The sequence below is a fragment of the Pseudomonas sp. 57B-090624 genome, assembly GCF_003234055.1.
In the GTDB taxonomy this organism is placed as follows: domain Bacteria; phylum Pseudomonadota; class Gammaproteobacteria; order Pseudomonadales; family Pseudomonadaceae; genus Metapseudomonas; species Metapseudomonas tohonis.
Genome location: NZ_QKRU01000079.1, coordinates 1 through 25,196, shown reverse-complemented (window position 1 = coordinate 25,196; position 25,196 = coordinate 1). Strand labels below are relative to the sequence as shown.

At 68.3% G+C, this 25,196-nt stretch carries 19 protein-coding genes and 1 pseudogene; 8 read left to right on the top strand and 12 right to left on the bottom strand.

The annotated features are described in order from the left end of the window. Positions 1 to 15 precede the first annotated feature (15 nt). Entirely contained in the window at positions 16 to 1,350 is a 1,335-nt protein-coding gene (locus tag DMX10_RS27210; protein WP_111264027.1) for a CSLREA domain-containing protein, read from the top strand. Here DMX10_RS27210 and DMX10_RS27205 read toward each other — a convergent pair. Further along, the gene (locus DMX10_RS27205; protein ID WP_111264026.1) at positions 1,329 to 1,820 is read right to left on the bottom strand and encodes an Lrp/AsnC family transcriptional regulator; all 492 of its coding nucleotides are present in this window, start codon (positions 1,818 to 1,820) and stop codon (positions 1,329 to 1,331) included. The genes DMX10_RS27210 and DMX10_RS27205 overlap by 22 nt on opposite strands. Positions 1,821 to 1,959: 139 nt before the next feature. Between DMX10_RS27205 and DMX10_RS27200 the strand changes: the two are divergent. Beyond that, a pseudogene (locus DMX10_RS27200) lies at positions 1,960 to 3,210 on the top strand (Zn-dependent hydrolase); the annotation flags it as partial. A 30-nt stretch (positions 3,211 to 3,240) separates the two neighbouring features. Further along, positions 3,241 to 4,500 carry a diaminopropionate ammonia-lyase gene (locus DMX10_RS27195; RefSeq protein WP_111264037.1) on the top strand — a complete coding sequence of 420 codons (1,260 nt, stop codon included), beginning with the start codon at positions 3,241 to 3,243 and terminating at the stop codon, positions 4,498 to 4,500. Positions 4,501 to 4,547: 47 nt separating this feature from the next. Here the strand turns inward: DMX10_RS27195 and DMX10_RS27190 are convergent, their stop codons facing one another. The 3 genes from DMX10_RS27190 to DMX10_RS27180 are packed head-to-tail and all read right to left on the bottom strand — an operon-like array spanning position 4,548 to position 5,369. After that, positions 4,548 to 4,820 carry a Rho-binding antiterminator gene (locus DMX10_RS27190; RefSeq protein ID WP_111264025.1) on the bottom strand — a complete coding sequence of 91 codons (273 nt, stop codon included), beginning with the start codon at positions 4,818 to 4,820 and terminating at the stop codon, positions 4,548 to 4,550. After that, a complete protein-coding gene (locus DMX10_RS27185) occupies positions 4,817 to 5,083 on the bottom strand; it encodes a DUF2024 family protein (protein WP_043245903.1) in 267 nt (88 codons plus the stop codon). The genes DMX10_RS27190 and DMX10_RS27185 overlap by 4 nt, the downstream gene beginning before the upstream one ends. A gap of 55 nt (positions 5,084 to 5,138) precedes the next feature. Further along, the gene (locus DMX10_RS27180) at positions 5,139 to 5,369 is read right to left on the bottom strand and encodes a glutaredoxin domain-containing protein (RefSeq protein WP_111264024.1); all 231 of its coding nucleotides are present in this window, start codon (positions 5,367 to 5,369) and stop codon (positions 5,139 to 5,141) included. 123 nt (positions 5,370 to 5,492) lie between these two features. Here DMX10_RS27180 and DMX10_RS27175 point away from each other — a divergent pair, with 123 nt between their 5' ends. Then, on the top strand, positions 5,493 to 6,041 hold the full coding sequence (locus tag DMX10_RS27175; RefSeq protein WP_111264023.1) for a MarR family winged helix-turn-helix transcriptional regulator: 549 nt from the start codon (positions 5,493 to 5,495) through the stop codon (positions 6,039 to 6,041). Positions 6,042 to 6,255: 214 nt separating this feature from the next. Then, positions 6,256 to 7,605, top strand: a complete 1,350-nt coding sequence (locus DMX10_RS27170) for a CSLREA domain-containing protein (protein WP_111264022.1) — start codon at positions 6,256 to 6,258, stop codon at positions 7,603 to 7,605. Positions 7,606 to 7,810: 205 nt separating this feature from the next. Here the strand turns inward: DMX10_RS27170 and DMX10_RS27165 are convergent, their stop codons facing one another. The 5 genes from DMX10_RS27165 to DMX10_RS27145 form a co-directional block, all read right to left on the bottom strand. Then, entirely contained in the window at positions 7,811 to 8,656 is an 846-nt protein-coding gene (locus DMX10_RS27165; RefSeq protein WP_111264021.1) for an aminoglycoside phosphotransferase family protein, read from the bottom strand. Positions 8,657 to 8,677: 21 nt separating this feature from the next. Beyond that, positions 8,678 to 9,016 carry an FKBP-type peptidyl-prolyl cis-trans isomerase gene (locus tag DMX10_RS27160; RefSeq protein ID WP_111264020.1) on the bottom strand — a complete coding sequence of 113 codons (339 nt, stop codon included), beginning with the start codon at positions 9,014 to 9,016 and terminating at the stop codon, positions 8,678 to 8,680. Positions 9,017 to 9,140: 124 nt separating this feature from the next. After that, a complete protein-coding gene (locus tag DMX10_RS27155; RefSeq protein ID WP_111264019.1) occupies positions 9,141 to 10,268 on the bottom strand; it encodes a PilT/PilU family type 4a pilus ATPase in 1,128 nt (375 codons plus the stop codon). 128 nt (positions 10,269 to 10,396) lie between these two features. Continuing rightward, positions 10,397 to 11,143 carry an SDR family NAD(P)-dependent oxidoreductase gene (locus tag DMX10_RS27150; protein ID WP_111264018.1) on the bottom strand — a complete coding sequence of 249 codons (747 nt, stop codon included), beginning with the start codon at positions 11,141 to 11,143 and terminating at the stop codon, positions 10,397 to 10,399. Between the two features lie 219 nt (positions 11,144 to 11,362). Then, a complete protein-coding gene (locus tag DMX10_RS27145; protein ID WP_111264017.1) occupies positions 11,363 to 11,644 on the bottom strand; it encodes a peptidylprolyl isomerase in 282 nt (93 codons plus the stop codon). Between the two features lie 1,151 nt (positions 11,645 to 12,795). Between DMX10_RS27145 and DMX10_RS27140 the strand changes: the two genes are divergently transcribed. Together DMX10_RS27140 and DMX10_RS27135 are read left to right on the top strand one after the other, a co-directional pair. Next, positions 12,796 to 13,245, top strand: coding sequence for a BRO family protein (locus DMX10_RS27140; RefSeq protein WP_111264016.1), 450 nt, complete (start codon positions 12,796 to 12,798; stop codon positions 13,243 to 13,245). A 229-nt stretch (positions 13,246 to 13,474) separates the two neighbouring features. Next, positions 13,475 to 14,062, top strand: coding sequence for a DUF4157 domain-containing protein (locus tag DMX10_RS27135; protein WP_111264015.1), 588 nt, complete (start codon positions 13,475 to 13,477; stop codon positions 14,060 to 14,062). 6 nt (positions 14,063 to 14,068) lie between these two features. Here the strand turns inward: DMX10_RS27135 and DMX10_RS27130 are convergent, their stop codons facing one another. The 3 genes from DMX10_RS27130 to DMX10_RS27120 are packed head-to-tail and all read right to left on the bottom strand — an operon-like array spanning position 14,069 to position 18,972. Further along, complete coding sequence (locus DMX10_RS27130) at positions 14,069 to 15,424, bottom strand: HlyD family type I secretion periplasmic adaptor subunit (RefSeq protein ID WP_111264014.1); 1,356 nt, start codon at positions 15,422 to 15,424, stop codon at positions 14,069 to 14,071. A gap of 9 nt (positions 15,425 to 15,433) precedes the next feature. Further along, entirely contained in the window at positions 15,434 to 17,593 is a 2,160-nt protein-coding gene (locus DMX10_RS27125; protein ID WP_111264013.1) for a type I secretion system permease/ATPase, read from the bottom strand. A 23-nt stretch (positions 17,594 to 17,616) separates the two neighbouring features. Beyond that, complete coding sequence (locus DMX10_RS27120; protein ID WP_111264012.1) at positions 17,617 to 18,972, bottom strand: TolC family outer membrane protein; 1,356 nt, start codon at positions 18,970 to 18,972, stop codon at positions 17,617 to 17,619. Between the two features lie 466 nt (positions 18,973 to 19,438). On the opposite strand from DMX10_RS27120, the gene DMX10_RS27115 reads away from it, so the two are divergent. Then, on the top strand, positions 19,439 to 25,196 hold a 5,758-nt coding region (locus tag DMX10_RS27115; protein ID WP_146603065.1), incomplete at its 3' end, for a retention module-containing protein.

Sequence of the window (25,196 nt, the reverse complement as noted above, 5' to 3'; positions counted from 1 at the left end):
CAGAAGGACTCCCCCATGGCGCCCGACCGATCCACCCGCAGCGCATTTCTTTCCCTGATGCTCGGCCTCGCCTCCCCGGCGGTATTGGCCGAGGACATCCGCGTCAGCAAGACCGGCGACAGCGACGACGGCGTGTGCAATGCCGACTGCTCGCTGCGCGAGGCCATCGCCTATGCCGCCGCGCAACCCGGCAGTCACCGCATCCGACTGGCGGAAGGGCGTTACGTCCTCGACCCCGGCGGCGCGACCCGTGCCGGTGCCGACGATGGGCTGGTGGTCAGCGGCGAGCTGGCCCTGGTGGGCGCGGGCACCGGCAAGACCCTCCTCGACGGCGGTCGCCAGGGCCGCCTGTTCAGCGTCAGCGAGGGGGCGCGCCTGCACCTTGAGCAACTGAGCCTGCGCAACGGTCGCAGCGCCACCCGTGGCGGCGCCCTGCTCAACCAGGGCGAGACCACCCTGGAGCACGTCGAGCTGCGCGACAACCAGGTCTACGCCATCGACCCCGGCCCCGATCATGGCTGGGGCGGCGCCATCGCCAACTACGGCTGGCTGGACATCCGCTCCTCGCACCTGGTCGACAACCAGGCCTTCTCCGAAACCACCGACGAAGTCCGTGGCGGCGGCCTCTACAACGCCGGCCAGCTGCGCATGCGCAACTCGACCCTGGAGCACAACAACAGCTCCAACGGCGTCGACAACGGCTTTGGCGGCGGCCTCTACAACCAGGGCCTCGCCGACATCGCCCGCAGCACCCTGGTGCGCAACAGCCAGGGTGAAGGCGGGCTCGGCGCGGCCATCCTCAACACCGGTGTGCTGCGCCTGGTCAACAGCACCCTCAGTAACAACCCGACCTACTTCGGCCGCGGCGTGCTGGTCAACGGCCGGCCCCAGGGCCAGGGCGGGGAGGGCGCCCAGGCGTCGGTGGGCAACGTCACCATCGCGGGCAACGGCAACTATGGGCTGATGAACTTCGCCGCCATGGCGGTGCGCAACAGCCTGGTGGCCGGCAACCGCCATATCAACGACGACAGCGAGGTGTTCGTGCGCAACTGCCTGAACCAGGGCCGCTCCTTCGCTGTGCGCGGCTTGATGCTGGGCCGCGATGGCCACGGCTGCAGCGCCGACCTGCCCCTGGACGACGCGCTCACCTTCACCCAGGTGCTCGAGCCGCTGAGCGCCGCGCCCGGCGCGCCGCCCCTGCACCGGCTGCGCGCGGGCAGCCCGGCCATCGACGCCGGGGTCGGCACCTGCACCGCCAGCGACCAGCGCAAGGCCCTGCGCCCGCAGGACGGCAACGGCGACGGTGTCGCCGGCTGCGACCTGGGCGCCTACGAGCGGGCCGCGCCCTGAGGCGCCTCGGCGTCGGTGGGGATCTCCAGCCCCACCTTGACGTTGCTCATGGAGACCAGCGTCTTGAAGCGCCGCACGTTGTTGCTCTCGAAGAACAGGCGACGGGTCAGCTCGGTGTACTGCTCCATGGTGCGCACCGCCAGGATCAGCACGAAGTCCCATTCGCCGGCGGTGTAGTAGCACTGCTGCACCTGGGGGCAGCGGGCGAAGCTGCGCTTCATCGCGTCGAGCAGGTCGATGCGTTCGCTCTCCACCTCCACCTGCACCACGACGGTCAGCGGGTGGTCCAGCCGCTCCGGCTGCACCAGCGCCACCTGGCCGCGCACGATGCCCTCGTCGCGGTAGCGCTTGAGCCGCCGGTTCACTGCGGCAGCGGAAAGATTCACCCGCTCGCCCAGCTCGCTTTGCGGCAGGGTCGCATCGCGCTGGATTTCCGCGAGCAGGCGGCGGTCATAGTCATCGAGGGTCATGGTTGCAGTCCCGTGGGCAGGTCGCGCGAGCAGGTGAAATGAAATTCCGCTGGAAGCCCCAATAACGCAAAAGAACGGCAGCGGGTGGGAAATAGTATTTCACCACCTCGCTTTCCCCATTCAACCCGGAGCGCCCCACATGGCCGTACACCTCGAACCCCCTCTGCCCCGCCTCGATGGCGAGCGGCTCCTGGCGCAGCTCGCCGAACTGGGGGAGGTGGGCACGGACGACAGCGGTGGGCGCACCCGCATCGCCCTCAGTGACACCGAGAAGGCCGGGCGCGACCTCCTGGTCAGCTGGATGCGCGAGCTGGAGCTGGAGGTGCGCATCGACCGCATCGGCAACATCTTCGGCACCCTGCCGGGCGGTGCGGCGGGGACGCCGGCGCTGATGCTCGGCTCGCACATCGACAGCGTCGCCAACGCCGGCGCCCTCGACGGCTGCTACGGCGTGCTCGCCGGGCTGGCGGTGGCGCGGGCCTTCCGCGAGGCGGGGATCGAGCCGCTGCGGCCGATCACCGTCGCCGCCTTCACCAACGAGGAAGGCGTGCGCTACCAGCCGGACATGCTCGGCTCCCTGGTCTACGCCGGCGGCCTGCCCGTGGAGCAGGCGCTGGATATCGTCGGCAGCGACGGCACCCGCCTGGGCGACGAGCTGCGCCGCATCGGCTACGCCGGCGACCTGGAGCCCGGCGCCATCCCCGTGCACGAGTATCTGGAGCTGCACATCGAGCAGGGCCCGGTGCTGGAGGCGGAAGGCCTGGAGATCGGCGTGGTGGAGAACCTCCAGGGCATTTCCTGGCAACAGGTCACGGTGCGCGGCCACGCCAACCACGCCGGCACCACCCCGACCCGCCTGCGCTACGACGCCGGGCTGGTGGCGGCCACCATCGTCCAGCAGCTGCGGCTGATCGCCGACGAGTCGGGCACCACGCTGGCCACCGTCGGGTGCATGCGCTTCGAGCCCAACCTGATCAACGTCATCCCGCGCCTGGCCAGCTTCAGCGTCGACCTGCGCGACCCCGACGAACAGCGCCTGCAGAGCGTGGAGCGGCGCCTGCAGGGTTACCTTGCCTCACTCGCCGAGCACCGTGGCGTGCAGATCGACAGCCAGTTCCTGGCACGCACCCGACCGGTGGTGTTCGACGGCGAGCTGGTGGAGGCGATCGAAGCCGCCGCCCGGCGCCTGGGCCTGAGCCACCGACGCATGACCTCCGGTGCCGGCCACGACGCGCAGATGATCGCGCGCATCGCCCCGGCGGCGATGATCTTCGTGCCCAGCCGGGGCGGCATCAGCCACAACCCGCGTGAGTCCACCGACGACGAACACCTGCTGGCCGGTGCGCGCCTGCTGCTGGAGCTGGTGGTGGACCGCCTCGGTGCCGCGCGCCCGGCCCAGCGTCGCCCGGCCGTTTACGAGATGCCGGCGTTGCCGGACCGGGCCGCTGCCGCGCCGCTCGAACTGCTGCTCAACCCCCGCGTGGTGCACGGTGGCTACCCCACGGAGCTGCGCGCGCTGATGAACATCGCCCAGGCCAGCCAGGACCGCGCCTGGCTGGCCGACTGGGCGGAACTGAGCCCGCGTGCGACACCGCTCTGGAGCCTGCCCGACCTGGCCGCGCGCCTGGGCATCGCGCGGCTGTGCATCAAGGACGAATCCCTGCGCTCGCCGCTGGCCAGCTTCAAGGCCCTGGGCGCCCCCATCGCCCTGGTGCGCCTGATCCTGCGGCGCTTCCCCGCCCAGGGCTTCGACGCAGCCAGCCTGCTGGCCGGCGAGCAGCGCTCGCGCCTGGCCGGCTTCACCGTGGTCAGCGCCACCGACGGCAACCATGGTCGCGCCCTGGCCGCCGCCGCCCGCAGCATCGGCTGCGACTGCGTGATCGTGCTCCATGCCCATGTCAGCGAGGAGCGCGAGCGCGCCATCGCCGCCTACGGCGCACAGGTACGGCGCATCGCCGGCAACTACGACGACTCGGTGGAGGAGGCCGCTTCCCTGGCACTCGCCTACGGCTGGCAGGTGGTGGCCGACACCTCCTGGGAGGGCTACGAGGAGATCCCCCGCGATGTGATGCAGGGCTACGGCATCATCGCCGAAGAGGTGATCGAGACCGCCGGCGTCGACGCCTACACCCACATCATCCTGCAGGGCGGCGTCGGCGGCCTGGCGGCGGGCATCGCCAGCTACTACTGGGAACGCTGCGGCGCCTCGCGGCCGACCCTGCTGGTGGTGGAGCCGAGCCAGGCCGACTGCCTCTACCAGAGCGCGCTGGCGGGGGCGCCGGCACGGGCCACGGGCTCGGTGGATTCGGTGATGGCCGGGCTCGCCTGCGGCGCCGCCTCGCCGCTGGCCTGGCGCTTCCTGGAGGGCAGCATCGACGCCTTCCTCAAGGTCGAGGACGCCGACGCGGTGGCTGCCATGGGCGTGCTCGCCGCCGGCAGCGCCCGGGACATCCCGGTGATCGCCGGCGAATCCGGCGCTGCTGGTCTCGCCGGGCTGCTGCGCCTGCTGGCCGAACCCGAGCGCGTCGCCGAACTGGGCCTGGACGCCAATGCCCGGGTGCTGCTGATCAACACCGAAGGGGCCACCGCCCCCTCGGTCTACGAGGAACTGGTGGGCGAACCCGTCGCCTCGGTGCTGGCCCGCCAGCGCGACTGGGCGGCGGCCAACCTGGGACGCTGAGGCGGCTGTCGGGTTGCACCCGACTTACGGGTAGATGCGGCCCTGCATCAGGGAATCGAACAGGCCGCGCCCGCCAGCAACACCCGGCCGAAGCTGGCGCCGGGGTCCAGCGGGGTGATCGCCAGCAACCGGTCGAGGCGTATTTCGCGCAGGTCGTCGAAGCGCAGGAATTCCTCCTTGCTGGCAGCGGTACGGGTGGTCAGGGCGCGGGCTTCGAAGGGGTCGCCGTCGGTCGGCTCCACCCGCAGCCGGTAGCCGCGCAGGCAGGCGATCTCCAGGTAGTCGTGGAGATCGCAGTGCAGCGGTTGGTAGGCGTTCACGATGCCGCCTCGAAGCCTTGCAGCGGGATGATGAAGTAGCCGTCGCGCGCGATGGCCGCGGCCACCGGCTCCGGGGCCGACTCGCTGTGGCAGTACAGGCACTGGCTCTGGGCGATGTCGGCGTCGGCCAGGCCGAGGCTGCCCAGCCAGTCGCGGGCGAAGCGCTCGGCCCGGGGTTGCTCGGCCGAGTCGATGAGCACGTCGAAGTGCAGGTAGCGCCCGTCGCGGGTGCGCACGTGGGTGTCGAATACCTTGATCTGCATGATGGGGTCCTCGTGGGGGAGCGGGTCGCGATGGCGAACGCGACCCGCCGGCGGGTTACTTGAGATCGGCGAGGGCGGCGCCGAAGTTCAGGTGCAGCACCTGGCCGTCCACCACCAGGGCGGGAACCGATTTCACGCCGGCGCCCTCCGCCTCGGCGACGCGGGCCGGCACATCGCCGAGGTGGACGATCTCGACCTGCACCTTCGAATCGAGCAGGCCGAGGAGGGTGCGTTCGGCTTCGACGCAGACGGGGCAACCAGCGTGGTAGTAGCGAGCGTGGGTCATGGCATTTCTCCGTTATTGGTATCGATCCGATACCTTCAGCGGCGAGATTACATCCGCTGGGCTTGGGCCGATATAGTTTTTATTCGATACTATCCATCGGCAAAATCTATCGGGAGAAACGCCGTGCTCTTCGATCTGCTGGAACGCCTGTCCAGCCTGACCCGCGTCTGGTTCCGCGAGCATCCGCTGCTGGCCGAGCTGCAGCCCATCCAGTTCAGCGCCGTGCTCTACCTCGCGCGTTGCAACCGCTATTCCGACACGCCACTGGCGGTGACCGACTACCTGGGGCTGACCAAGGGCACCGTGTCGCAGTCGCTCAAGGCCCTCGAAGCCAAGGGGCTGCTGGTCAAGCGCCCCGACCAGCAGGACCGTCGCAGCGTGCACCTGGAACTCACGCCATCGGCCCGCGAGCTGCTGGGGGCGGTGCTGCCGCCGGACTTCCTCGCCGCCGCCACCGCGCGCATGGGGCCCGCCGCCGGGGAACTGGAGGCGCTGCTCGGCGACCTGCTGCGCAACGTCCAGCTCAGCGTCGACGTGCCCTCGTTCGGCTTGTGCCGCACCTGCCGTTTCCACCGCACCCAGGACGGCCTGCCCTTCTGCGGGCTGACCGAGGAGCCCCTGGCCGCCGGCGACGAGGTGCTGATCTGCCGCGAGCACCGGAATCCCGCTTAGCCGCCCACCCGACCCACTCCCCAAGGACCCGGAGCGACCGGTGGGCGAAATCCATCGGAACCAAGGCCGGAAACGCCCGGTCCATCACTAGCCGCGTGACGAGGCGTCGCGCGGCAGGAGCGGAAGCCGCGTCGTGTCCGCGCCCCAAGGAACCGACAGGGCATGGCCGCCGTGCGTCCCGTGGACGCCCTGTCCTCGACACGCAGGACAGCTCATGCACAAGCCGCTCATCTCCCCCCTCGCCACCGCCACCCTCGTCGCCCTGGTACTGGGCAGCCAGGCCGCCCGCGCCGCCGATTTCGTCGTCAACCAGACCGAAGACAGCTACGACGGCGTCTGCGATGCCCACTGCTCGCTACGCGACGCCATCTCCGCCGCCAACGCCGCGCCGGGCCCGGACCGCATCGTGCTCCAGGCGCAGACCTATCGCCTGAGCCTGCCGGCCGGTCGCGACGAGGAGGGCGACGTCGTCGACGAAGACGACAACCTCAATGGCGACCTCGACATCCACGACGCCCTCGAAATCATCGGCCAGGGCCCGGCCGCGACCGTGATCAGCGGCACCCCGCAGGCCAATGACCGCCTGCTGGAGGTGTTCGACGGCGCCCGCGTGGTGCTCGAGCGCCTGCGCCTCACCGGTGGCCACAGCTCCACCTACGGCGGCGCCCTGGAGAACCATGGCGAGGTGGTGTTGCGCCAGGTGGAGGTGAGTCGCAACAGCTCCACCGGTGCCTTCAGCCCCGGCAATGGCGGCGGCATCGCCAACGACGGGCGCCTGGCCGTGCACCGCTCGGTCATCGCCAACAACCGCGCCGGCGCCGGCGAAGGCCACTTCGGCCTGGGCGGCGGCATCTACAACACCGGCGAGCTGCTGCTGCGCGACAGCAGCGTGCAGGGCAACTCCGCCAGCGACGACGATGATGCCGGCTACGGCGGCGGCCTCTACAACCGTGGCACGGCCGACGTGGCGCGGACCACCTTCAGCGGCAACGGGTCCAGTTTCGGCTCGGCCATCGGCAACGACGGCACGCTGACCCTCGCCAACTCGACCCTCAGCGGCAACACCCAGTACTACCGGGCCCAGGCCACCCTGAACAACGGCCAGCCGTGGATCAGCGCAAGCCCGGAGGCGCTGCTGGTCAACGTCACCATCGCCAACAACAGCGGTGGCTACGGGTTGATCAACACGGGCTCGGTGACCCTGCGCAACAGCATCATCGCCGGCAACCTCGACGAGAGCCTGGAGACGCCGATGAACTGCGACAACCAGGGCGCCCAGGCGCAATACAAGGCCATCGGCCTGCTGCTGGGCACCGGGCCCGGCAACTGCACCGGCGACCTGTACGTGGAGCAGACCGACGTCCTCACCAAGGTGCTCTACCCCCTGGCGGACAACAACGGCCTGACCCAGACCCACGCCCTGCGCCCGCGCAGCCCGGCGGTGGACGCTGGTATCGGCAGCTGCACCGCCCACGACCAGCGCGGCTCCAAGCGCCCGCGTGACGGTGATGGCGACGGCGTGGCCCGCTGCGACCTGGGTTCGTACGAGCGGCCGAAACCCTAGGTTGGCCAAGCGTGCCGGGCCCCAGCACGGGGCTCGGCCTTTCGCGAATGAATTCGCTCTGTGTTGTGATTTAAAGCAAGCGCTCAAGCACGGCCCTTTCCGGGCACCCAAGGGGTTGTGCCACCTCCGCCGCATGGGTTTCGCTCCGCTCTACCCATCCTACGAAAAGCAGCCCGCAGGGCTGCCCATCTCCGACACAGAAACGCTACTGCGTCGCCAACGCCTCCAACGCCAACGCCCCCACCGCCAGGTCGATATCGGCGTTCGGGTCATCGTCGTCGAGGAACCAGGCAGCGGAGAGGCCGCACCAGGCCACCAGCCATTGCAGCAGGCGCTGGCGTTCCAGGCCGGATTCGCGGCAGACGATGGCCAGGCGGCGCTGGAAGCGCGCCGGGTCGGTGCCCACCGGGCGGCTGGGGTCGCAGAGGTCGGGGTTGGCGAAGATCACCGCATAGTCCAGTGCGCGGTCGCCCACCAGGCCCTTGGGGTCGATGGCCAGCCAGCCGCGCGGGCCGAAGTCGAGGAGGTTGCCGTGGTGCAGGTCGCCGTGCAGCAGCCGCTGTTCGCGAGGCGCGGCCAGCAGCTGGCGGGCCAGGGCATCGGCTTCGACGAGGAAGCCGCCGTGACGGCGTGCGGCTGGCGCCAGGTCGGCGAACCAGGCGTGCAGGTCCTTCAGCCTTTCGGGCCGGTGGCCGTCGTAGGCGTGGAGTCGGGCCAGGGCGCGGCAGAGCAGGGTGGTGGCCAGGTCGTCGTCACCGTCCTGGGCCATGGCGATCAGCGGGGCGCCGCCGCGCTCCAGCAGCAGGCCATCGCCGTCGATCTCCAGTACCTGTGCCGCCCCCGCGCCGTTCCAGGCCTGCATCACCCGGGCGCCGAGGCGTTCATCCTCGTTCTGGCTGACCTTGAGCATCGCAGCGCGACCCTCCTGGCGCACCGGCAGCAGCGCGCCGCTGGGGGTGAGCAGCGCCTCGCCGTCCGGCGTCAGCCGCCAGCGTTGCAGGTAGGGGGCGAAAAGGGCTTCGGCCTCGGCGAGGGAGGGAGCGGGGGGCATGGCGCAGTCTCGTGAGGGGGATCAGTCGTCCCGGGTCAGCACTTCCAGCAGCTCGATCTCGAACAGCAGGTTCGAGTTCGGCGGGATCCTGCCCACCTGGCGTTCGCCGTAGGCCAGGTGCGCGGGAACCTGCAGCTTGCGTTTGCCGCCGACCTGCATGCCCATCAGGCCCTGGTCCCAGCCCTTGATCACCCGGCCGGTGCCGATGACGCATTGGAAGGGCCGGCCTTTCTCGATGGAGGAGTCGAACAGGGTGCCGTCCTCCAGCCAGCCGTTGTAGTGGGTGGTGATCAGCGCGCCCTTGACCACGGCCTTGCCGTCACCCGGGTGGATGTCCTCGATCTTCAGTTCGTCGCTCATGGCTGCTCGCTCGCCGTTGGGGTGCCGCGTTTTCGCAGGAAGCGCGGCGCTTGGCAAGGGGGGACGGCCCTTTCTCCTGGCGGCGACACCGGCCACCGCCCGGCCTCGCAGGATGGCTCGTGGCTCAATGGTCGCGCAGCACCTTGCGCTCGCTGTCCTGGGGGTCGAAGCCGCGTTCGAGCTTGATCTTCAGCGCAAGGTCGGTGCGCGAGTCGGCGAACTTCAGCGCTTCGGAAAGGCTGATGCGTCCGGCTTCCACCAGCTTGAACAGGCTCTGGTCGAAGCTGCAGGAGCCGCTTTCCAGGGCGTTCTCGATCGCACTTTTCAGCTCGTGCAGCTCATCGCGCAGGATCAGGTCGCGCACATGGGGCGTGCCCAGCATCAGCTCGATCGCCGCCACGCGCTTGTGGTCGACGCCGGGCACCAGGCGCTGGCCGACCATGGCCAGGAGGTTCTGCGACAGGTCGCCGAGCACCTGGCGCCGTGCCGCGTCCGGGAAGAAGCGGGTGATGCGCTCCACCGCATGGCGGGCGCTGGTGCCGTGCAGGGTGGCCACGCACAGGTGGCCGGTTTCAGCGTAGTGCAGGGCGTGTTGCATGGTGTCGGCATCGCGTATCTCGCCGATCATGATCACGTCCGGTGCCTCGCGCAGGACGTTGCGCAGGGCGGCGGAAAAGCTGTGGGTATCCAGGCCGACCTCGCGCTGGTCGATGATCGAGCGGCGGTGGCTGTGGAGGAACTCGATGGGGTCCTCGACGCAGAGGATGTGCCCGCTGCGCTGGGCGTTGCGGTGATCGAGCATGGCCGCGAGGGTGGTGGACTTGCCGGAACCGGCGGCGCCGACCACCAGGATCAGCCCACGGTCCTGCAGGGCGAGCTTCTCCAGCAGCGGCGGCAGGCCGAGGCTTTCCAGGCTGGGAATCTCGGTGCGGATCAGGCGTACCACCATTGAGACCTCGCCGCGCTGCAGGTAGATGTTGGCGCGGAAGCGGCCGCTGCCCGGCAGGCTGACGGCGAGGTTCATCTCCAGCTCGCGCTCGAACTCCTCGCGCTGGGCGGGCGTCATCAGCTGGTTGGCCAGCAGGCGCACCTCGCCCGGTTGCAGGGCGCGCTCACCCAGGGGGCGGGCATGGCCTTCGAGCTTGATGTGCGGGGGCGAGCCGACGCTGAAGAACATGTCCGAGCCGGCGTGCTGGTGCAGCAGCTCCAGGTAGGGGAAGACGCTGGGTGTCGTTTCGTTCGGGTCGCTCATCCTGCCTCCTGTCGTCGAGGGGCAAGCCTAGCAGCGGAACCGACCACGCGAACATGGGGTGCGATTGCCGCAGGCGCCGGCCCTGCTCGCGGAGCGCCCCCGCCGGCGCGGGGCGGGGGCGGGTGGGGTCAGCGCAGGGTGTAGCCGTTGTCGACCACCAGGTCCTGGCCGTGGATGCCGCGGGCGGCGGGCGAGAGGAGGAAGAGGATGGCGTCGGCGACCGCGCCGGCGTCGAGGAAGCGTCCGTCGAGCAGGCGCTGGTTCACCGTGCCGGCGACGCTGGCGAGCTGCTGGTCATCGAGGCCGAGGGTGCCCCAGATGGGGGTTGCGGTCGGCCCGGGGGAGACCAGGTTGATGCGCACGCCATCGCCCGCCAGCTCCACTGCCAGGGTTCGCGCCTGGGCCTTGAGGGCGGACTTGCTGGCGATGTACGCCGCCAGGCCGGGAAAGGTGACGCTGGAGAGGAAGGTGCCGATGAACACCACCGAGGCCGGGCGCGACAGGTGGGGCCGCAGTGCGGCGAGGGTGTCCAGCGCACCGGCGCCATTCACCGCCCACTGGCGCTGGAAGGCGCCGGTGTCGAGGCCGTCGGCGAGCTGGGCGATGCCGGCGTTGGGCACCAGGTGATCCACCGGCCCCAGCTCCGCCGCGCGACGGGCGAGGCGCGCCAGGTCATCGGCGCGGGTTACGTCGCCGGCCAGCCAGTGCAGCCGTTGCGGGTAGCGCTCCAGCAGGTCCGGCAGGCCACCGCCCTGGCGCGAGAAGGCGAGCACGCGGGCGTTGGCGTCGAGCAGGCGTTCGCACAGGGCCAGGCCGATGCCGGAGCTGGCGCCGGTGATCACGGCGAGGCGGTCGTTGAATGGGTGTGCAGGCATGAGGCGATTCCTTATGGGTCATTGTGATGGGGCAATGACGGGTATCAGGAAGCGTGCCAGGGGGAATATTCAGTAAAGTCAATTGCTTGAAAGAAGACGCTGTCGTTATGACCTGCCGTTATCGGGTCGATATGACTGCGCATGTAGTCGAGTTGACGCGGGGAGGGTGATGCGGGGGCTGGAGCAGGGTGCCACCTTGGGTGACGCCCTCGACCGGGATCAGTCCTGGCGGCTGGTGACTTCCACCAGGTGGTAGCCGAACTGGGTCTTCACCGGGCCTTGCACGACGTTGACCGGGGCGCTGAAGACCACGGTGTCGAACTCGCGGACCATCTGGCCCGGGCCGAAGGAACCGAGGTTGCCGCCGTCACGGCTGGACGGGCAGGTGGAGTTGTCCTTGGCGACCTGGGCGAAATCGGCGCCCCCTTCGATGGCGGCTTTCAGTTCGTTGCACTTGGCTTCACTGGAAACCAGGATGTGGCGGGCGGTTGCGCGGGGCATGGCAGGACTCCTCTTGAAGAAAGCGCAGAGCCTACCGGAATCGATTGAGCCGTCAACGGGCGGGGGCGTGGGTGGTAAGGCGCAGGGATGCAGGTTGGGTGAAGCCCGGCAGGGCGGACACCGGATGTAGCCTGGGCGTGGGAGCGGTTTCAACCGCGAAGGGCGTGGAGGCGACATCGATCGCGAATGAACTGGCTCTGTCTGTGTCGAGTGTTGCCAGAAGGTTTCGAGCCCAGCTGATTGTCGAGCTCTGCTGGTGCTTTTGGTTTCGCCCTCCCGGGCGAGTCCCTTTTAACAATCGTCGGAATGCCGAACCACTCAAAAGGAACCAAAAGGGCTTGCCCCATCATCCGGCCCCGGCTTCGCCAGGGTTCCCTCACTCCATCGCCGTTACTCGCTACGCTCGCCCTTCGGGCCGCACTGAAGTGCGTTCGCCGCAAGCGTCGTCTGGGGGCCGGCGCGATGGGCCATCCATGGCCTGGCGCGCCTCTCGCGGCATCCATGCCGCTCGTCCCCCGGCGCAACGACTGCGTTCGGCCTCCTGGATGGGCGTTGGCGGCTGCCCCACCTTTCTTCGTCCAGCGCATCGCCATGTGGTGCGCACGGGCTTTCGTAGGATGGTGTAGAGCGAAGCGAAACCCATGCGGTGGCGGTGGCAGAAACCTTTGGGCGCCCGGAAAGCACCGTGTTTGAGCGCTTGCTTTAAAACCACAACAGCTAACGCCGACAGAGCCAGTGAATTCGCTCCCACAGGGGCGGCTGCAAGGTTTTCGTGAAGCTGGCCATCCGGTGGAGCGGTACGGTTCCCGGCCCAAGCACCCTGCGGAAATTTCCCAAAGCCTCCGCAGCCCCTTGTTCGCCCCCGGCCTTCTCCCTAAGTTCGCCCGGTCGCGGTCAATCCGCGGCCGGGTTTGACGACCTGAAGCTAACGGCGCGATGCCGCCTACGGGGCTTGCGGGAAACGGCGTACGTTTCCAGCGGGAACCGGCTCGCATGCAGTTTTCAGGACTGCATCATCTAATGGCGGATCGCGTGGGGAGACCACTCGTGGTCTGCCGGCTCCGTTTGCCCGGTTCGTCAACCCCACGCGATCCTCCACCCATCGAATGACGACGATGGCGGAGGCATGGAAATGCAAACGGAGAAGCACCATGCATGACGCACTCACCCCCACCTTTTTCTACCGCAATGAACGCCCCCTGCGCGGCGTGATGATCGATGACCAACCCTGGTTCTGTGCCTACGACTTCGCTCGCCTGCTGGGCCTGCACCATCCCCAGGCACTGCACCGGCGCCTGCGTCCCTATCAGGTTCGCAAGGCTCGTTTCAGCTACGCCACGGGCAGCGAGGAGGATGTCCAGCTCGTCAGCGAAGGAGGCCTCTACAAGGCCATGCTTCGTTTCGGTCACCCCGAGCTCCGTCATCTGGAGGAATGGCTTGCCCGCGATGTGATTCCCACACTGCGCGACCAGTACGAACGCTGCCGCAAGCAGCCACGGCGGGTGATGCTGGACTGGAAGTCCCACCAGCTGGTGTTGCTGGATTGGCAAGGCGAGCTGTGGCTGCAGTGGGAGAAGGTGCCGCGCTACCGGGAGCTTTGAGGGACTCGCCGGAAGGGCGTGGGAGCGGTTTCAACCGCGAAGGGTTTGGAGGCGCCATCGATCGCGAATGAATTCGCTCCCACAGGGGCGGCGCTGTGCGCCGCTTCGCGACTGAAGTCGCCCCTAACAGGTCGCCTCCAACAGGTCGCCCTGACGCATAACGGCTTTTGCCGTTGTCTCAATGGCGCCTATCCACCACCATCGCCGCCTGGCCTTTCGAGAACCCTCCATGCCCCGCGCCTTGCCCGTTTCCCTGTTGCTGGCCCTGTTCGTAACCGCTGCCCCGCACCTGGCGTTCGCCTGTGCGGAGGGGGAGACCGAGGTGTGCCTCGGCGGCTGCATCTGCGTGCCCGATCCCAACGGCGTACTGGCGCCTTATCAGGAGCAGGCCGGCGCGGTGGCCGCGTCGGCGCTGGAGGGCTGGTTGCTGCGTTCGCGGGAGTCGGCGGCGCGGCAGGGCACCTTGCCGATGCCCCCCGAGATCCGCCAGCGCCTGCTGGCCTGGTACCCGGCCGAGCTGCTCGATGCGGTGCGCTACAAGGTCGGCGACAACGACGAGATGAACGCCGCGCGCACCATGCTGCAGAACCCCGACATCAAGGCCGTGACCCTGGTGGACATCATCGTGTTCCGCACCCAGGACGCGGCCCTGCACGATGTGGCGCTGTGGGCCCACGAGCTGTTCCATGTCCAGCAGTACCGCGAATGGGGCAGCGACGGTTTCGCCCGGCGCTACAGCCGCGACTTCGATGCGGTGGAGTCGCCGGCCTATGCCCGCCAGCTGGAGGTGAGCCGCGCCCTGAGGCGCGGCGAGTGAGGCCGATCAGCGCTCGCGCATGGCTTCCGAGCGGGCCTTGAGCACCGGCTTGAGCAGGTAGTCGAGCACGCTCTTCTCGCCGGTGATGATGTCCACCGTGGCGATCATCCCGGGGATGATCAGCAGCGGGTGGTCGTCCTTGCCCAGGTGGCTTTTGTCGGTGCGCACCTGGATCAGGTAGAAGCTGTTGCCCTTGTCGTCGGTGATGGTGTCCGCGCCGATCAGCTCCAGCTTGGCCTTGAGCCCGCCGTAGATGGTGTAGTCGTAGGCGCTGAACTTGACCATCGCCTTCTGCCCCGGGTGGAGGAAGGCCACGTCCTGCGGGCGGATGCGGGCCTCGATCAGCAGGTTGTCCTCCAGCGGCACCACTTCCACCATGTCGTTGCCCGGCTGCACCACGCCGCCGATGGTGTTGACCTTCAACTGCTTGATGATGCCGTTCACCGGCGACACCACGGTGGTGCGGGTGACGCGGTCATCGATGGCCTTGCCGGTGGAGGTGATCTTCTGCAGTTCGGTACGGGCCTCGTTGAGTTCCTTGAAGGCATCGGACTGGAACGACAGCTTGCTCTCCTCCATCTTCCGCTCGATCTCCTTCACCGCCGCCTCGGCGCGGGGAATCGCCAGGTTGGTGCCGTTGAGCTCGCCGCGCATCTCCACCGCGCTGCGCCGCAGGCGCAGGATCTCCACCTCGGAGATGGCGCCGGTGCCCACCAGCGGCTGGGACATGTTCAGTTCCTGCTGCAGCAGCCCCAGGCTGGAGGCGTACTGCTGCGACTTGGAGCGGAACTCGGCCAGTTCCTGCTGCTTCTGGCGCAGCTGCTCCTGGAGGATGTGCTGTTCGCTGTCCAGGCGCTGCAGGCGCTTGCTGTACAGCGCCATCTCGTCCTCGGCCAATTGCGGCGAGGCCTTGGCGATGTCCTCCGGCACCTTGAAGGGGCGGTCCTCGGCCTCGGCGGAGAGCCGTTGCACGCGGGCCATCAGCGCCAGGCGGTCGGCCTCGGTCTCGCCCTTGTTGGAGAGAAAGCGGGTGTCGTCCAGGCGCAGCAGCACATCGCCCTTGCTCACCACCTGGCCTTCACGGACGAAGATCTCGGAGACGATGCCGCCCTCCAGGTTCTGGATCACCTGGATCTTGCTGGAGGGGATGGCCTTGCCTTCGCCGGTGGTGACCTCCTCCAGCACGGCGAACTTGGCCCAGACCAGGGCGACGATCAGCAGCGTGCAGGCGACCCACACGGTGACGCGCGTGCCGGTGGGGGAATCCTCCAGCGCCGCGCCGTCCACCTCGGGCATGAATTCGGTGTCGGGCTTGCTGCCCATGCCGCCGAAGTAGTCGCGGACCGAACGGGTGTTTTCCATGCTCTGCTCCTAGACGGCCGCCGGGCCGACGCGGCCCTTGCGCAAGGCTTCGATCACCGCGTCCTTCGGGCCGTCGGCGACGATGTGGCCGCCATCGAGCACCACCAGGCGATCCACCAGGCTGAGCATGGAGGCGCGGTGGGTGATGAGCAGCACGGTCTTGCCCTGGGCCCAGCCGTGCAGGCGGTTGCGCAGGATGTCCTCGCTGGTGTTGTCCATCGCGCTGGTGGGTTCGTCCAGCAGCAGGATGGGTGGGTCGAGCAGCAGGGCGCGGGCCAGCAGCACCGCCTGGCGCTGGCCGCCGGAGAGCAGCTGGCCGCGTTCGCCCACCGGGCGGTCGAAGCCCTGGGGGTGCTGGCGGGCCAGTTCGGTGACGCCGGTCAGCTCGGCCACCTCCAGCATCCGCGCGTCGTTCACGTAGCGCGCACCCAGGGTCAGGTTGTCGCGCAGGCTGCCGGCGATCAGCGGCATGTCGTGGGTGACGAAGCCGATCTGGTGGCGCAGGTCGGCGACATCCAGCTGGCGCAGGTCGATGCCGTCTAGCAGCAGCTGGCCTTCTTCGGGGCTGTAGAAGTTCATCAGCAGGCGCGCCAGGGTGCTCTTGCCCGAGCCGCTGCGGCCGATGATGCCGACCCGCTCGCCGGCGTTCAGGCGCAGGCTGACGTTGGCCAGTGCCGGGGCGGCCTGGTCCGGGTAGCGGAAGCTCACGCCGCGCACATCGATGGCGCCCTTGATGTGGGTGCGTTCCAGCGGCTGCTGCTTGTTCTCCCGCTCCTGGGGCAGGCCCATGAGCGAGTCGGTGCTCTTCATCGTCAGCTGCGCCTGCTGGTAGCGGGTGATCAGCCCGGCGATCTGCCCGAGCGGCGCCAGCACGCGGCTGTTGAGCATGTAGCTGGCTACCAGGGCGCCGACGCTGAGGTTGCCGGCGATGATGCTGTAGACCCCGGCGATGATCATCGCCAGGCCGGCGAACTGCTGCAGGAACATGGTGCCGTTGGTCACCAGCGCGGAGAGGAAGCGCGCGTGGCCGTCGAGGCGGGCGAGGGCGCCGTTGGTGCGTTCCCAGCGGTGCTGGCGCTCGCTCTCGGCGCTGCAGGCCTTGAGTGTCTCCAGCCCCGAGAGGGTCTCGATCAGCAGCGCCTGGCGCTCCGCGCCCAGGGCCAGGCTGCGCTGCACGGTGTCGCGCAGGCGGGTCTGGATGATCCAGGCGAAGATCGCGGTGAGGGGGAAGGCGAGCACCGGGATCACCACCAGCCAGCCGCCGAGCAGGCCGATCACCAGCAGCATGAGGACGGAGAAGGGCAGGTCGATCAGGCTGGTGAGGGTCACTGCGGTGAGGAATTCACGCAGGCCCTGGAAGTCGTGGATGCTTTGCGCGAAGCCGCCGATGGTGGTCGGTCGCGCCTTCATCGACATGCCGGTGATGCGTTCGAACAGGGTGGCCGAGAGCACCACGTCGGTCTTCTTCCCGGCCGTGTCCAGCAGGTGCGCACGCAGCACCCGCAGCAGCAGGTCGAAGCCGGTGCCGATGAGCAGGCCGATGGTCAGCACCCAGAGGGTCGAGGTGGCCTGGTTGGGCACCACGCGATCGTAGGTCTGCATCACGAACAGCGGCACCAGCATGCCCAGGAGGTTGATCAGCAGGCTGGCCAGCACCGCATCGGTGTAGAGCCAGCGCGACAGCCGCAGGGTGTCGCGGAACCAGGACTTGACCCGGGGCACCAGCGGCGCGCGGGTCTCCTCCAGCTCGTGGCGGGGGCGGGCGAACAGCGCTTCGCCGCTGTAGGCAGCGTCGAGCAGGTCCCGGTCGATCCATTGCTGGCCGCCGTCGGACTCGCAGGGCAGGATCAGCGCGCGGCCGTCCTTGCCCCACTGGGTGAGCACCGCGCTGCGGCCGTCCTTCAACAGCAGCAGCACCGGCAGGTTGAGCGGAGAGATGGCCCCCAGTTCACGGCGCAGCAGCCGTCCCTGCAGACCGACCCGTGCAGCGGCACGGGCCAGCAGCTCGGGTGTCAGCCGCTGGTTGGCCAGCGGCAGGCCGGCGGTGAGGCTGCCCCGGCTGGCGGGGCAGTCGTGCAGCCGGCACAGGATCAGCAAGCCGTCCAGCAGCGGGTCGTCGTGACTCTGCCGAGGGTCGACGGCGGCACCCGCCCTTTCCATGGTGGTCATCTACTGCTACTCCGGAACCTCGGTTACTTCATTTCCGGCAGACGGGCTTCGCTCTTCACTTCAGAAGCGGCGATGGCCTCGGCCGGGACTACGACGTTCTGCCGGCGCAGCAGATCGCCCATGGCGGAGATCACGCGGAACATGGCGAACTCTTCGGTGTAGCGCACCTCGACGTAGCGCCGGTTGGCGGTGAAGAGTTCGTTGTCACTGTCCAGAAGGTCGAGCAGGGTGCGCTGGCCGAGGCCGAACTGCTGCTGGTAGGCCTCACGCACACGCTGGGTGTAGTCGGCGTAGTCACGCGCCTTGGGGGTCTGCAGGCGGGCGTTCTCCATCGCGTTCCAGGCCAGCGCCAGGTTCTCGTTGAGCACGCGCAGGGCGTTGTTGCGGATGTCCATGGACTGGTTGATCGAGTGCGCCGCCGCTTGCAGGCGGGCCTTGTCGCGCATGCCGTTGAACAGGTTGTAGTTCATCACCACGGCGGCCCGCCAGGTGTTGTAGTGGCCCTCGTCGCCCTGCACGTTGTCATCGGCGGTGGTGGCCAGCTCGGCGTCGAAGCGCGGGTAGAACGGCGACTTGGCCGACTCGTACTGCTTCTCCGCCGCCTGCACGTCGGCCTGGGCCGATTTCAGGAAGGGGTTGTTGTCCATCATGGTCTGGCGGGCGGCGAGCAGGTCCGCCGGCATTTCGCCACGGATGGTCGCGGGCGTTTCCAGCTCGTCGGCGGGACGACCGACGGCGCTGAGAAAGTTGGCTTCGGCGTCGGCCAGGTTCACTTCCTCGGTGTAGAGGTTGTTCTCGGCCAGGGCCAGGCGCGCGGCGGACTGGTCGGAGTCGGCCATGCTGCCGACGCCGCGCTGGCTGCGCAGGTTGATCTGGTCGCCCACGCGCTGGTGCGACTGCAGGTTGTTGCGGGCCAGGGCCACCATCTCGCGACGCTTGAGCACTTCGAGGTACACCTCGACGGTGCGCAGCGCCAGGCTCTCCGAGGTGCCCAGGGTGTAGTAGGCGCGGGAGTTGACCACCGCCTCGGTGCGGCCCACCTCGTTGGGGGTGTTGAAGCCGTCGAAGAGCATCTGCCGCAGGCGCAGCTCGGCGTTGCGGTAGTTCAGCGTCTCGGTGTTGTGATCCCCCAGCGCGCGCGTGCTCGGGCTGTCGGTGTTTTCACGGCCCACGCCGGCTATCAGGTCGACGGTCGGTAGGTAGCCGCCCTTGGCGATCTTCTTCTCTTCGTCGGCGACGAGCCGCGCATTGGATGCAGCACGGATTTCCGGATGGTTATCGAGAGTGCTCTGGATAGCCTCGGTGAGGTTCATGGCCTGGACCTGAGCGCTGGCGAGTGCCAACAGCATGCTGCTCCAGAGGGGGGTCATTGCTCGCATGAGGGGGTGTCTCCTTGTTCGATGCTCTTTTACGGATCGCCATTTTTTTGGCGAAATCGCCTGTTCAACCGTTTCAGGCTTGTAACATCAGAGCTAAGAACATCTTTTGGAGAACCTAAGAAATTTTTTTCACATGGTTTATGCCGAAAAAATCTTATGCACTCCTCACAATCGGGCACATCTTCTTTTCCTGTCAGCCGCGATTATTAAGGCCTTCAGGGCATTCAGCGCGAGCGGCTAGGGCGGTCAAACAGGGTTCAGAGCCTAAGGGGCGGGGATGTTCTGATGGAGTAGTACGACACGGAGAATGAGTGACGATTTTTTGTCGCGAATTTTTTGACCTGATTACTGTCGTTCCATTCCGCTTCAGTTTTTTCCTTCTTCCAAACCTCCGGTGCAGGCCTGTCTTGACCCTTTTTGCGATAGGTGTCGGCGGTGGTCGGCAGTTGTGGTGGAGGAAGGATTCATGGCTACGGTAATCGGTGTCGTCAGTCGGGTTGTAGGCGAGGTGTTCGCGGTAGCAAGCGATGGAACGCGTCGGCCCCTGGTTGAAGGCGACAGGCTTTTTGCCGGCGAGCAACTGCTCACCGGCTCCGAAGGTGCGGTCTCGGTGGCCCTGGCCAACGGCGGCGAACTGACACTGGGTCGCGAAAGCAGCCTCAACCTGACCACTCAGTTGCTGGCCACCAGCAACGGCGACACGCCGGTCGATCCCACCGCTGACGCGCAGCAACAGCAACCGCCGAGCCAGCAGGACCTGACCGACGTGCAGCAACTGCAGGCCGCGATCGAGGCCGGCGCGGACCCGACCCAGACCGGTGAAGCCACGGCTGCAGGCCCCGGCGCGGGCGGTGCCGGCGGTGCAGGGGGCGCGGGCGGTGGCCACTCCTTCGTGCTGCTCTCGGAAACAGGCGGAGCGCTGGACCCGACCATCGGCTTCCCCACCGGGCCGATCACGGCCGGCCCGCTGTTCCCCGAAGCGGAAATCCTCGCACCCGATGACTTCAGCCCCGAGCTGACCGTGGTCTTCCTGGACAAGGAAGGCAGTGTGGTCACCGGCCCTGGCGTGGTGGACGAGGAAGCCCTGAACGGCGGCGAGAGCGGTGGTGGCCAGCCGGGCAGCAACCCCGGCAGCGACGCCGAGACCACCTCGGGCACCCTGATCATCAATTCCCCCGACGGCATAGGCCGTATCGAAGTGCTGGACGCCGGCGGCAACTGGATCAACGTCGCCGGTGGCGGCACCGTGCAGGGCACCTATGGCGTGCTGGTGTTCGACGCCGCCGGCAACTGGACCTACACCTTGACCGACAACAGCCTCGACCATAGCGACCCCAATGCCACCGGGGCGGACGACCAGCTGTTCGACAACTTCTCCGTGCGCGTCTTCGATCTCGACGATGACGTGTCGCCCACCGTGCCGCTGACCATCGCCATCAATGACGACGGCCCCAGCGCCGGCCTGGACTTCTCCCGCGAAGGCGGCGAGGTGGTCATCGACGAGAGCGCCGGCCTGCAGCCGGGCAGCAATGATGTCAGTGGCCCGCTGGCGGTGTTCGATGGCGTTGCCAATCCCTCCTCCGACATGCGCGCCTATGCCCAGGGCAACGCTCCCGCAGTGGTCGCCACCTATGAATTCGGCGCCGACGAAGGCGGCGCCACCGCCGTCTATTCCCTGGCGCTGATCGAAGGCGAGGGCGGCGAAGGCGAAGGCGAGCAGGGGCCGCAGGCCCAGGCGGTCGGCCTCACCACCACCGCCGGCAGCCCCATCACCCTGAGCGTGGAGAACGGCCTGGTGGTCGGCCGCGATGCCGACGGCAACGCCGCGTTCGCCATCGCCATCGACCCGGACACCGGCGTCATCAGCGTCGCCCAGTACCAGTCCCTGCATCACCCCGACGGCAGCGATGCCAATGACGGCATCGACCTCAGCGGCCTGATCCGCGCCGTGCTGACCGTCACCGACGGCGACGGCGACAAGGCCGTGGCCAGCGCCGATGTCGGCCAGTTGATCCGCTTCGTCGATGACGGCCCCACCGCCAGCATCCAGGCCAACGAAGGCGGGCGCGTCAGCCATGACGAGAGCGCCGGCCTGCAGAACGGCACCGTCACGCCCACCCCGGGCGGCGATGCCAATGACAACGACACCAGCTCCGCGTCGGTGGTGAGCCTGTTCGCAGGCGTCGCCAACACCGGCACCGACCTCTCCAGCACCGGCTACGCCACCAGCAATGGCGCGGTGGTGGACATCTCCGGCAGCAGCACGGGCGAGGACAACGAAGGCGCCACCACCGTGCTCAGCCTGTCGATCGTCGACGGTGACGGCAGCGATTCCGGCCTCACCACCACTGACGGGCAGACCATCCGCCTGTACCTGGAGAACGGCCTGATCGTCGGCCGTGTGGATGGCGGCGATACCGGTCCCGGTGCGGCGGCCTTCGCCATCGCCATCGGCCAGGACGGCAGCGTCAGCGTGGCGCAGTACATCTCCCTCAACCATCCCGACACCGGCAGCGCCGATGACGCCGTGACCCTGGCCGGCAAGGTCCGCGCCGTGGTCACCGTGACCGATGGCGACGGCGACGTGGACACCGCCCAGGTGGGCATCGGCGGTGCCATCCGCTTCGAGGACGACGGCCCCACCGCCGTCATCGAGCGGCTCGAAGGCGTGCGCGTCACCCACGACGAGAGCGCCGGCCTGCAGAACGGCACCGAGACCCCGACGCCCCAGGGCGACGCACTCGATGACGACACCAGCAACCCGGATGTGATCGCCCTGTTCGCCGGCGTGGCCAACGTCGGCACCGACCTGTCGGGCTATGCCACCAGCGCCGGTCCCGTGATCAGCACTGCCGGCACCAGCACCGGCGAGGACGACGAAGGCGCCACCACCGTAGTGAGCCTGTCGATCAATGGCGGCGACGGCACCGATTCCGGCCTCACCACCACCGATGGCCAGAGCATCCGCCTCTACATGGAGAACGGCCTGATCGTCGGCCGCGTGGACGGCGGCGACCAGGGCCCCGGCGCGGCGGTGTTCGCCGTGGCCATCGGCCAGGACGGCAGCATCAGCGTGGCCCAGTACATGTCGCTGAACCACCCCGATACCGGCAGCCGCGATGAGGGTGTGGACCTCGGCGGCCTGGTCCGCGCCGTGGTCACCGTCACCGACGGGGACGGTGATGTCGACGTCGCCACGGTCAACATCGGTGGTGCCATCCGCTTCGAGGACGACGCACCCACCGCCGGCATCCAGGTGGTCGAAGGCGCTCGCGTCACCCACGACGAGACCCCCGGGCTGCAGAACGGCACCGCCACCCCGGCCCCGGGCAACGACGCCAACGACAACGACACCAACAGCCCGAGCGTCATCGCGCTGTTCAGCAGCGTGGCCGATGCCGGCACCGCGCTGGCGGCCGGCTACGCCACCAGCAACGGCCCGGTGGTCGATGCCTCCGGCAGCAGCACCGGCGAGGACCAGGAGGGCGCGACCACCGTGCTCAGCCTGGAGGTGCAGGACGCCGACTCGGGTCTCACCACCCTGGACGGCTCGTCCATCGTGCTCAGCGTGGAAAACGGCCTGGTGGTCGGCCGCGTGGATGGCGGCACCTATAACGGCCAGGCCGCCTTCGCCGTGGCCATCGGCCAGGACGGCAGCATCAGCATCGCCCAGTACATTCCGCTGCAGCACCCGGATACCGCCAACCATGACGACGCACTGAACCTCTCCGGCAAGATCCGCGCGGTGGTCACCGTCACCGACGGGGACGGCGACGTGTCGGTGGATTCCGTCGGCATCGGCGGCGTGGTGCGCTTCGAGGACGACGGCCCCAGCGCCACCCAGGTGACCGCCACCGATACCCTGGACGATGAGGGCCTGTCCGGCGGCATCAATGGCGGGCCTGGCGACGTTTCCGGCGCCCAGACCAGCACCAGCGGCAGCCTCGGCTACGACGCCGGTGCCGATGGCCTGAAATCCATCGAACTGACCGGGCCCAGCACCCTGGGCAGCGAGAGCGTCACCTCGACCTGGGATGCCTCGACCAACACCCTGACCATCAGCAGCGCCCGTGGCGACCTGATGACCGTGGTGCTGACCGACCTGGCCAGCGGCGCCTACACGGTCAACCTGCTCAAACCGCTGATGCACACGGTCAACGGCACCGAGGACAACATCACCCTCAACGTCGGCTACAAGGTCACCGACGGCGATGGCGACACCGCCGACGGAGCCCTGGCGGTCACCATCAACGACGACACCCCGACCCTGCAGGTCGGCGCGCTGGACCTGAACTCCTCGGTGACCTTCGTCGGCACCGATGCCGGCTACAGCAACAGCTACGGCTACTACATCAAGGGCGACGACGGCACCCCGCTCAGCGGCAAGGTGATCTGGGCCAACGTCCATGACCAGGGCAACGGCGACACCTTCGACCTGGGCAACCTGGACCCGGCCAGCACCGGCTTCTTCATCATCCCCGACGGCGGCGCCAACGGCGGCCTGGCCAACGGCGCCGACATCACCTTCCAGCTGGTGGGCGGCAAGTGGCAGGCCTTCATCGGCAGCACCCCGCTGACCGGTGCCGACGGTGCCAACGTGCTGTTCAGCGACGCCACCCTCAACCCCGGCGGCTCGCACCTGCAGGACACCGGCAACGCCGGCAACCAGAACTGGGAAGACAAGACCGCCACCTCCGACTACGACTACAACGACGTCAGCACCAGCGTCACCTGGGGCTCGACCCTGCAACTGCAGGTGGATGAGACCAACCTCGGGCAGGGCGCCAGCGCCACTGCCACCGCCGACTTCAGCGGCCTGTTCAACGTGCAGCCCGGCGCCGATGGCCTGGGCAGCCTGGACTACGGGCTGGAAGTCACCAACCCGGCCTCCGGGCTGGTGGACACCGAGACCGGCGATGACGTGGTGCTGTTCCTGGAGAACGGCCAGGTCGTGGGCCGCGTCGGCGATGCCAGCGGCGAGGTCGTCTTCACCCTCACCGTGGGCGCGGACGGCAAGGTCACGCTCGAACAGCTGCGTGCCATCGAACATCCGACGTCCGATCCGGACGAAGCGGCCTTCCTCGGCTCCGGCCACGTCAAGCTCAACCTGACGGTGACCGACGGCGACGGCGACAGCGTCAGCGGCGGCCTGGACATCGGCAAGGTCATCAGCTTCCGCGACGATGCCCCGAGCATCAGCGCCGGCGAGATCGCCAGCGCCGCGCTGGAGGTGGACGAGACCAACCTGCTGGTGGACAAGACCCTCGACTACAGCACGGCCTTCACCCACAGCTATGGCGCGGATGGCGCCGGCAGCATCAGCTACGCGCTGGCCATCAGCGCCGCGGGTGCCGACAGCGGCCTGAAGGACACCGCCAGCGGCCAGAGCATCAAGCTGTACCTGGAAGGTGGCGAGGTGGTCGGCCGTGTCGGCGACCAGAGCGGCGCGATCTCCTTCAAGGTCACGGTGGACGCCGACGGCAAGGTCACCCTCGACCAGAAGCTGGCCATCGTGCACTCGCCCGATTCCGGGCCTGACCAGGCCACCGGCCTCTCCGCCGCCGACCTGGTGAAACTGGTGGCGACCATCACCGACAAGGACGGTGACGCCAGCAGCGCCAGCCTCAACCTGGGCAACGCCATCAGCTTCCGTGACGACGCCCCGAACATCGACCCCGGCCAGGTCGCCAACGGCAGCCTGGAAGTGGATGAAAGCGTCCTGGGGACCGACGTCACCCGCGACTTCAGCGGCGCGTTCAGCCACAGCTTCGGCAGTGACGGCGCGGGCACCATCACCTACGCGCTGGCCATCAGTGCCGAGGGTGCCGATACCGGGCTGAAGGACACCGCCAGCGGCAGCGACATCAAGCTCTATCTGGAAGGGGGCGAAGTGGTGGGCCGCGTGGGCGACCAGAGCGGCGCCATCGCCTTCAAGGTCACGGTGGATGCCGACGGCAAGGTCACCCTCGACCAGAAACTGGCCATCGTGCACTCGCCCGACACCGGTCCGAATCAGGCCACGGGGCTTTCCGCCGCCGACCTGGTGAAACTGATCGCGACCATCACCGACCGCGACGGCGACCCGGACAGCGCCACTCTCAACCTGGGCAACGCCATCAGCTTCCGTGACGACGCCCCGAACATCGACCCCGGCCAGGTCGCCAACGGCAGCCTGGAAGTGGATGAAAGCGTCCTGGGGACCGACGTCACCCGCGACTTCAGCG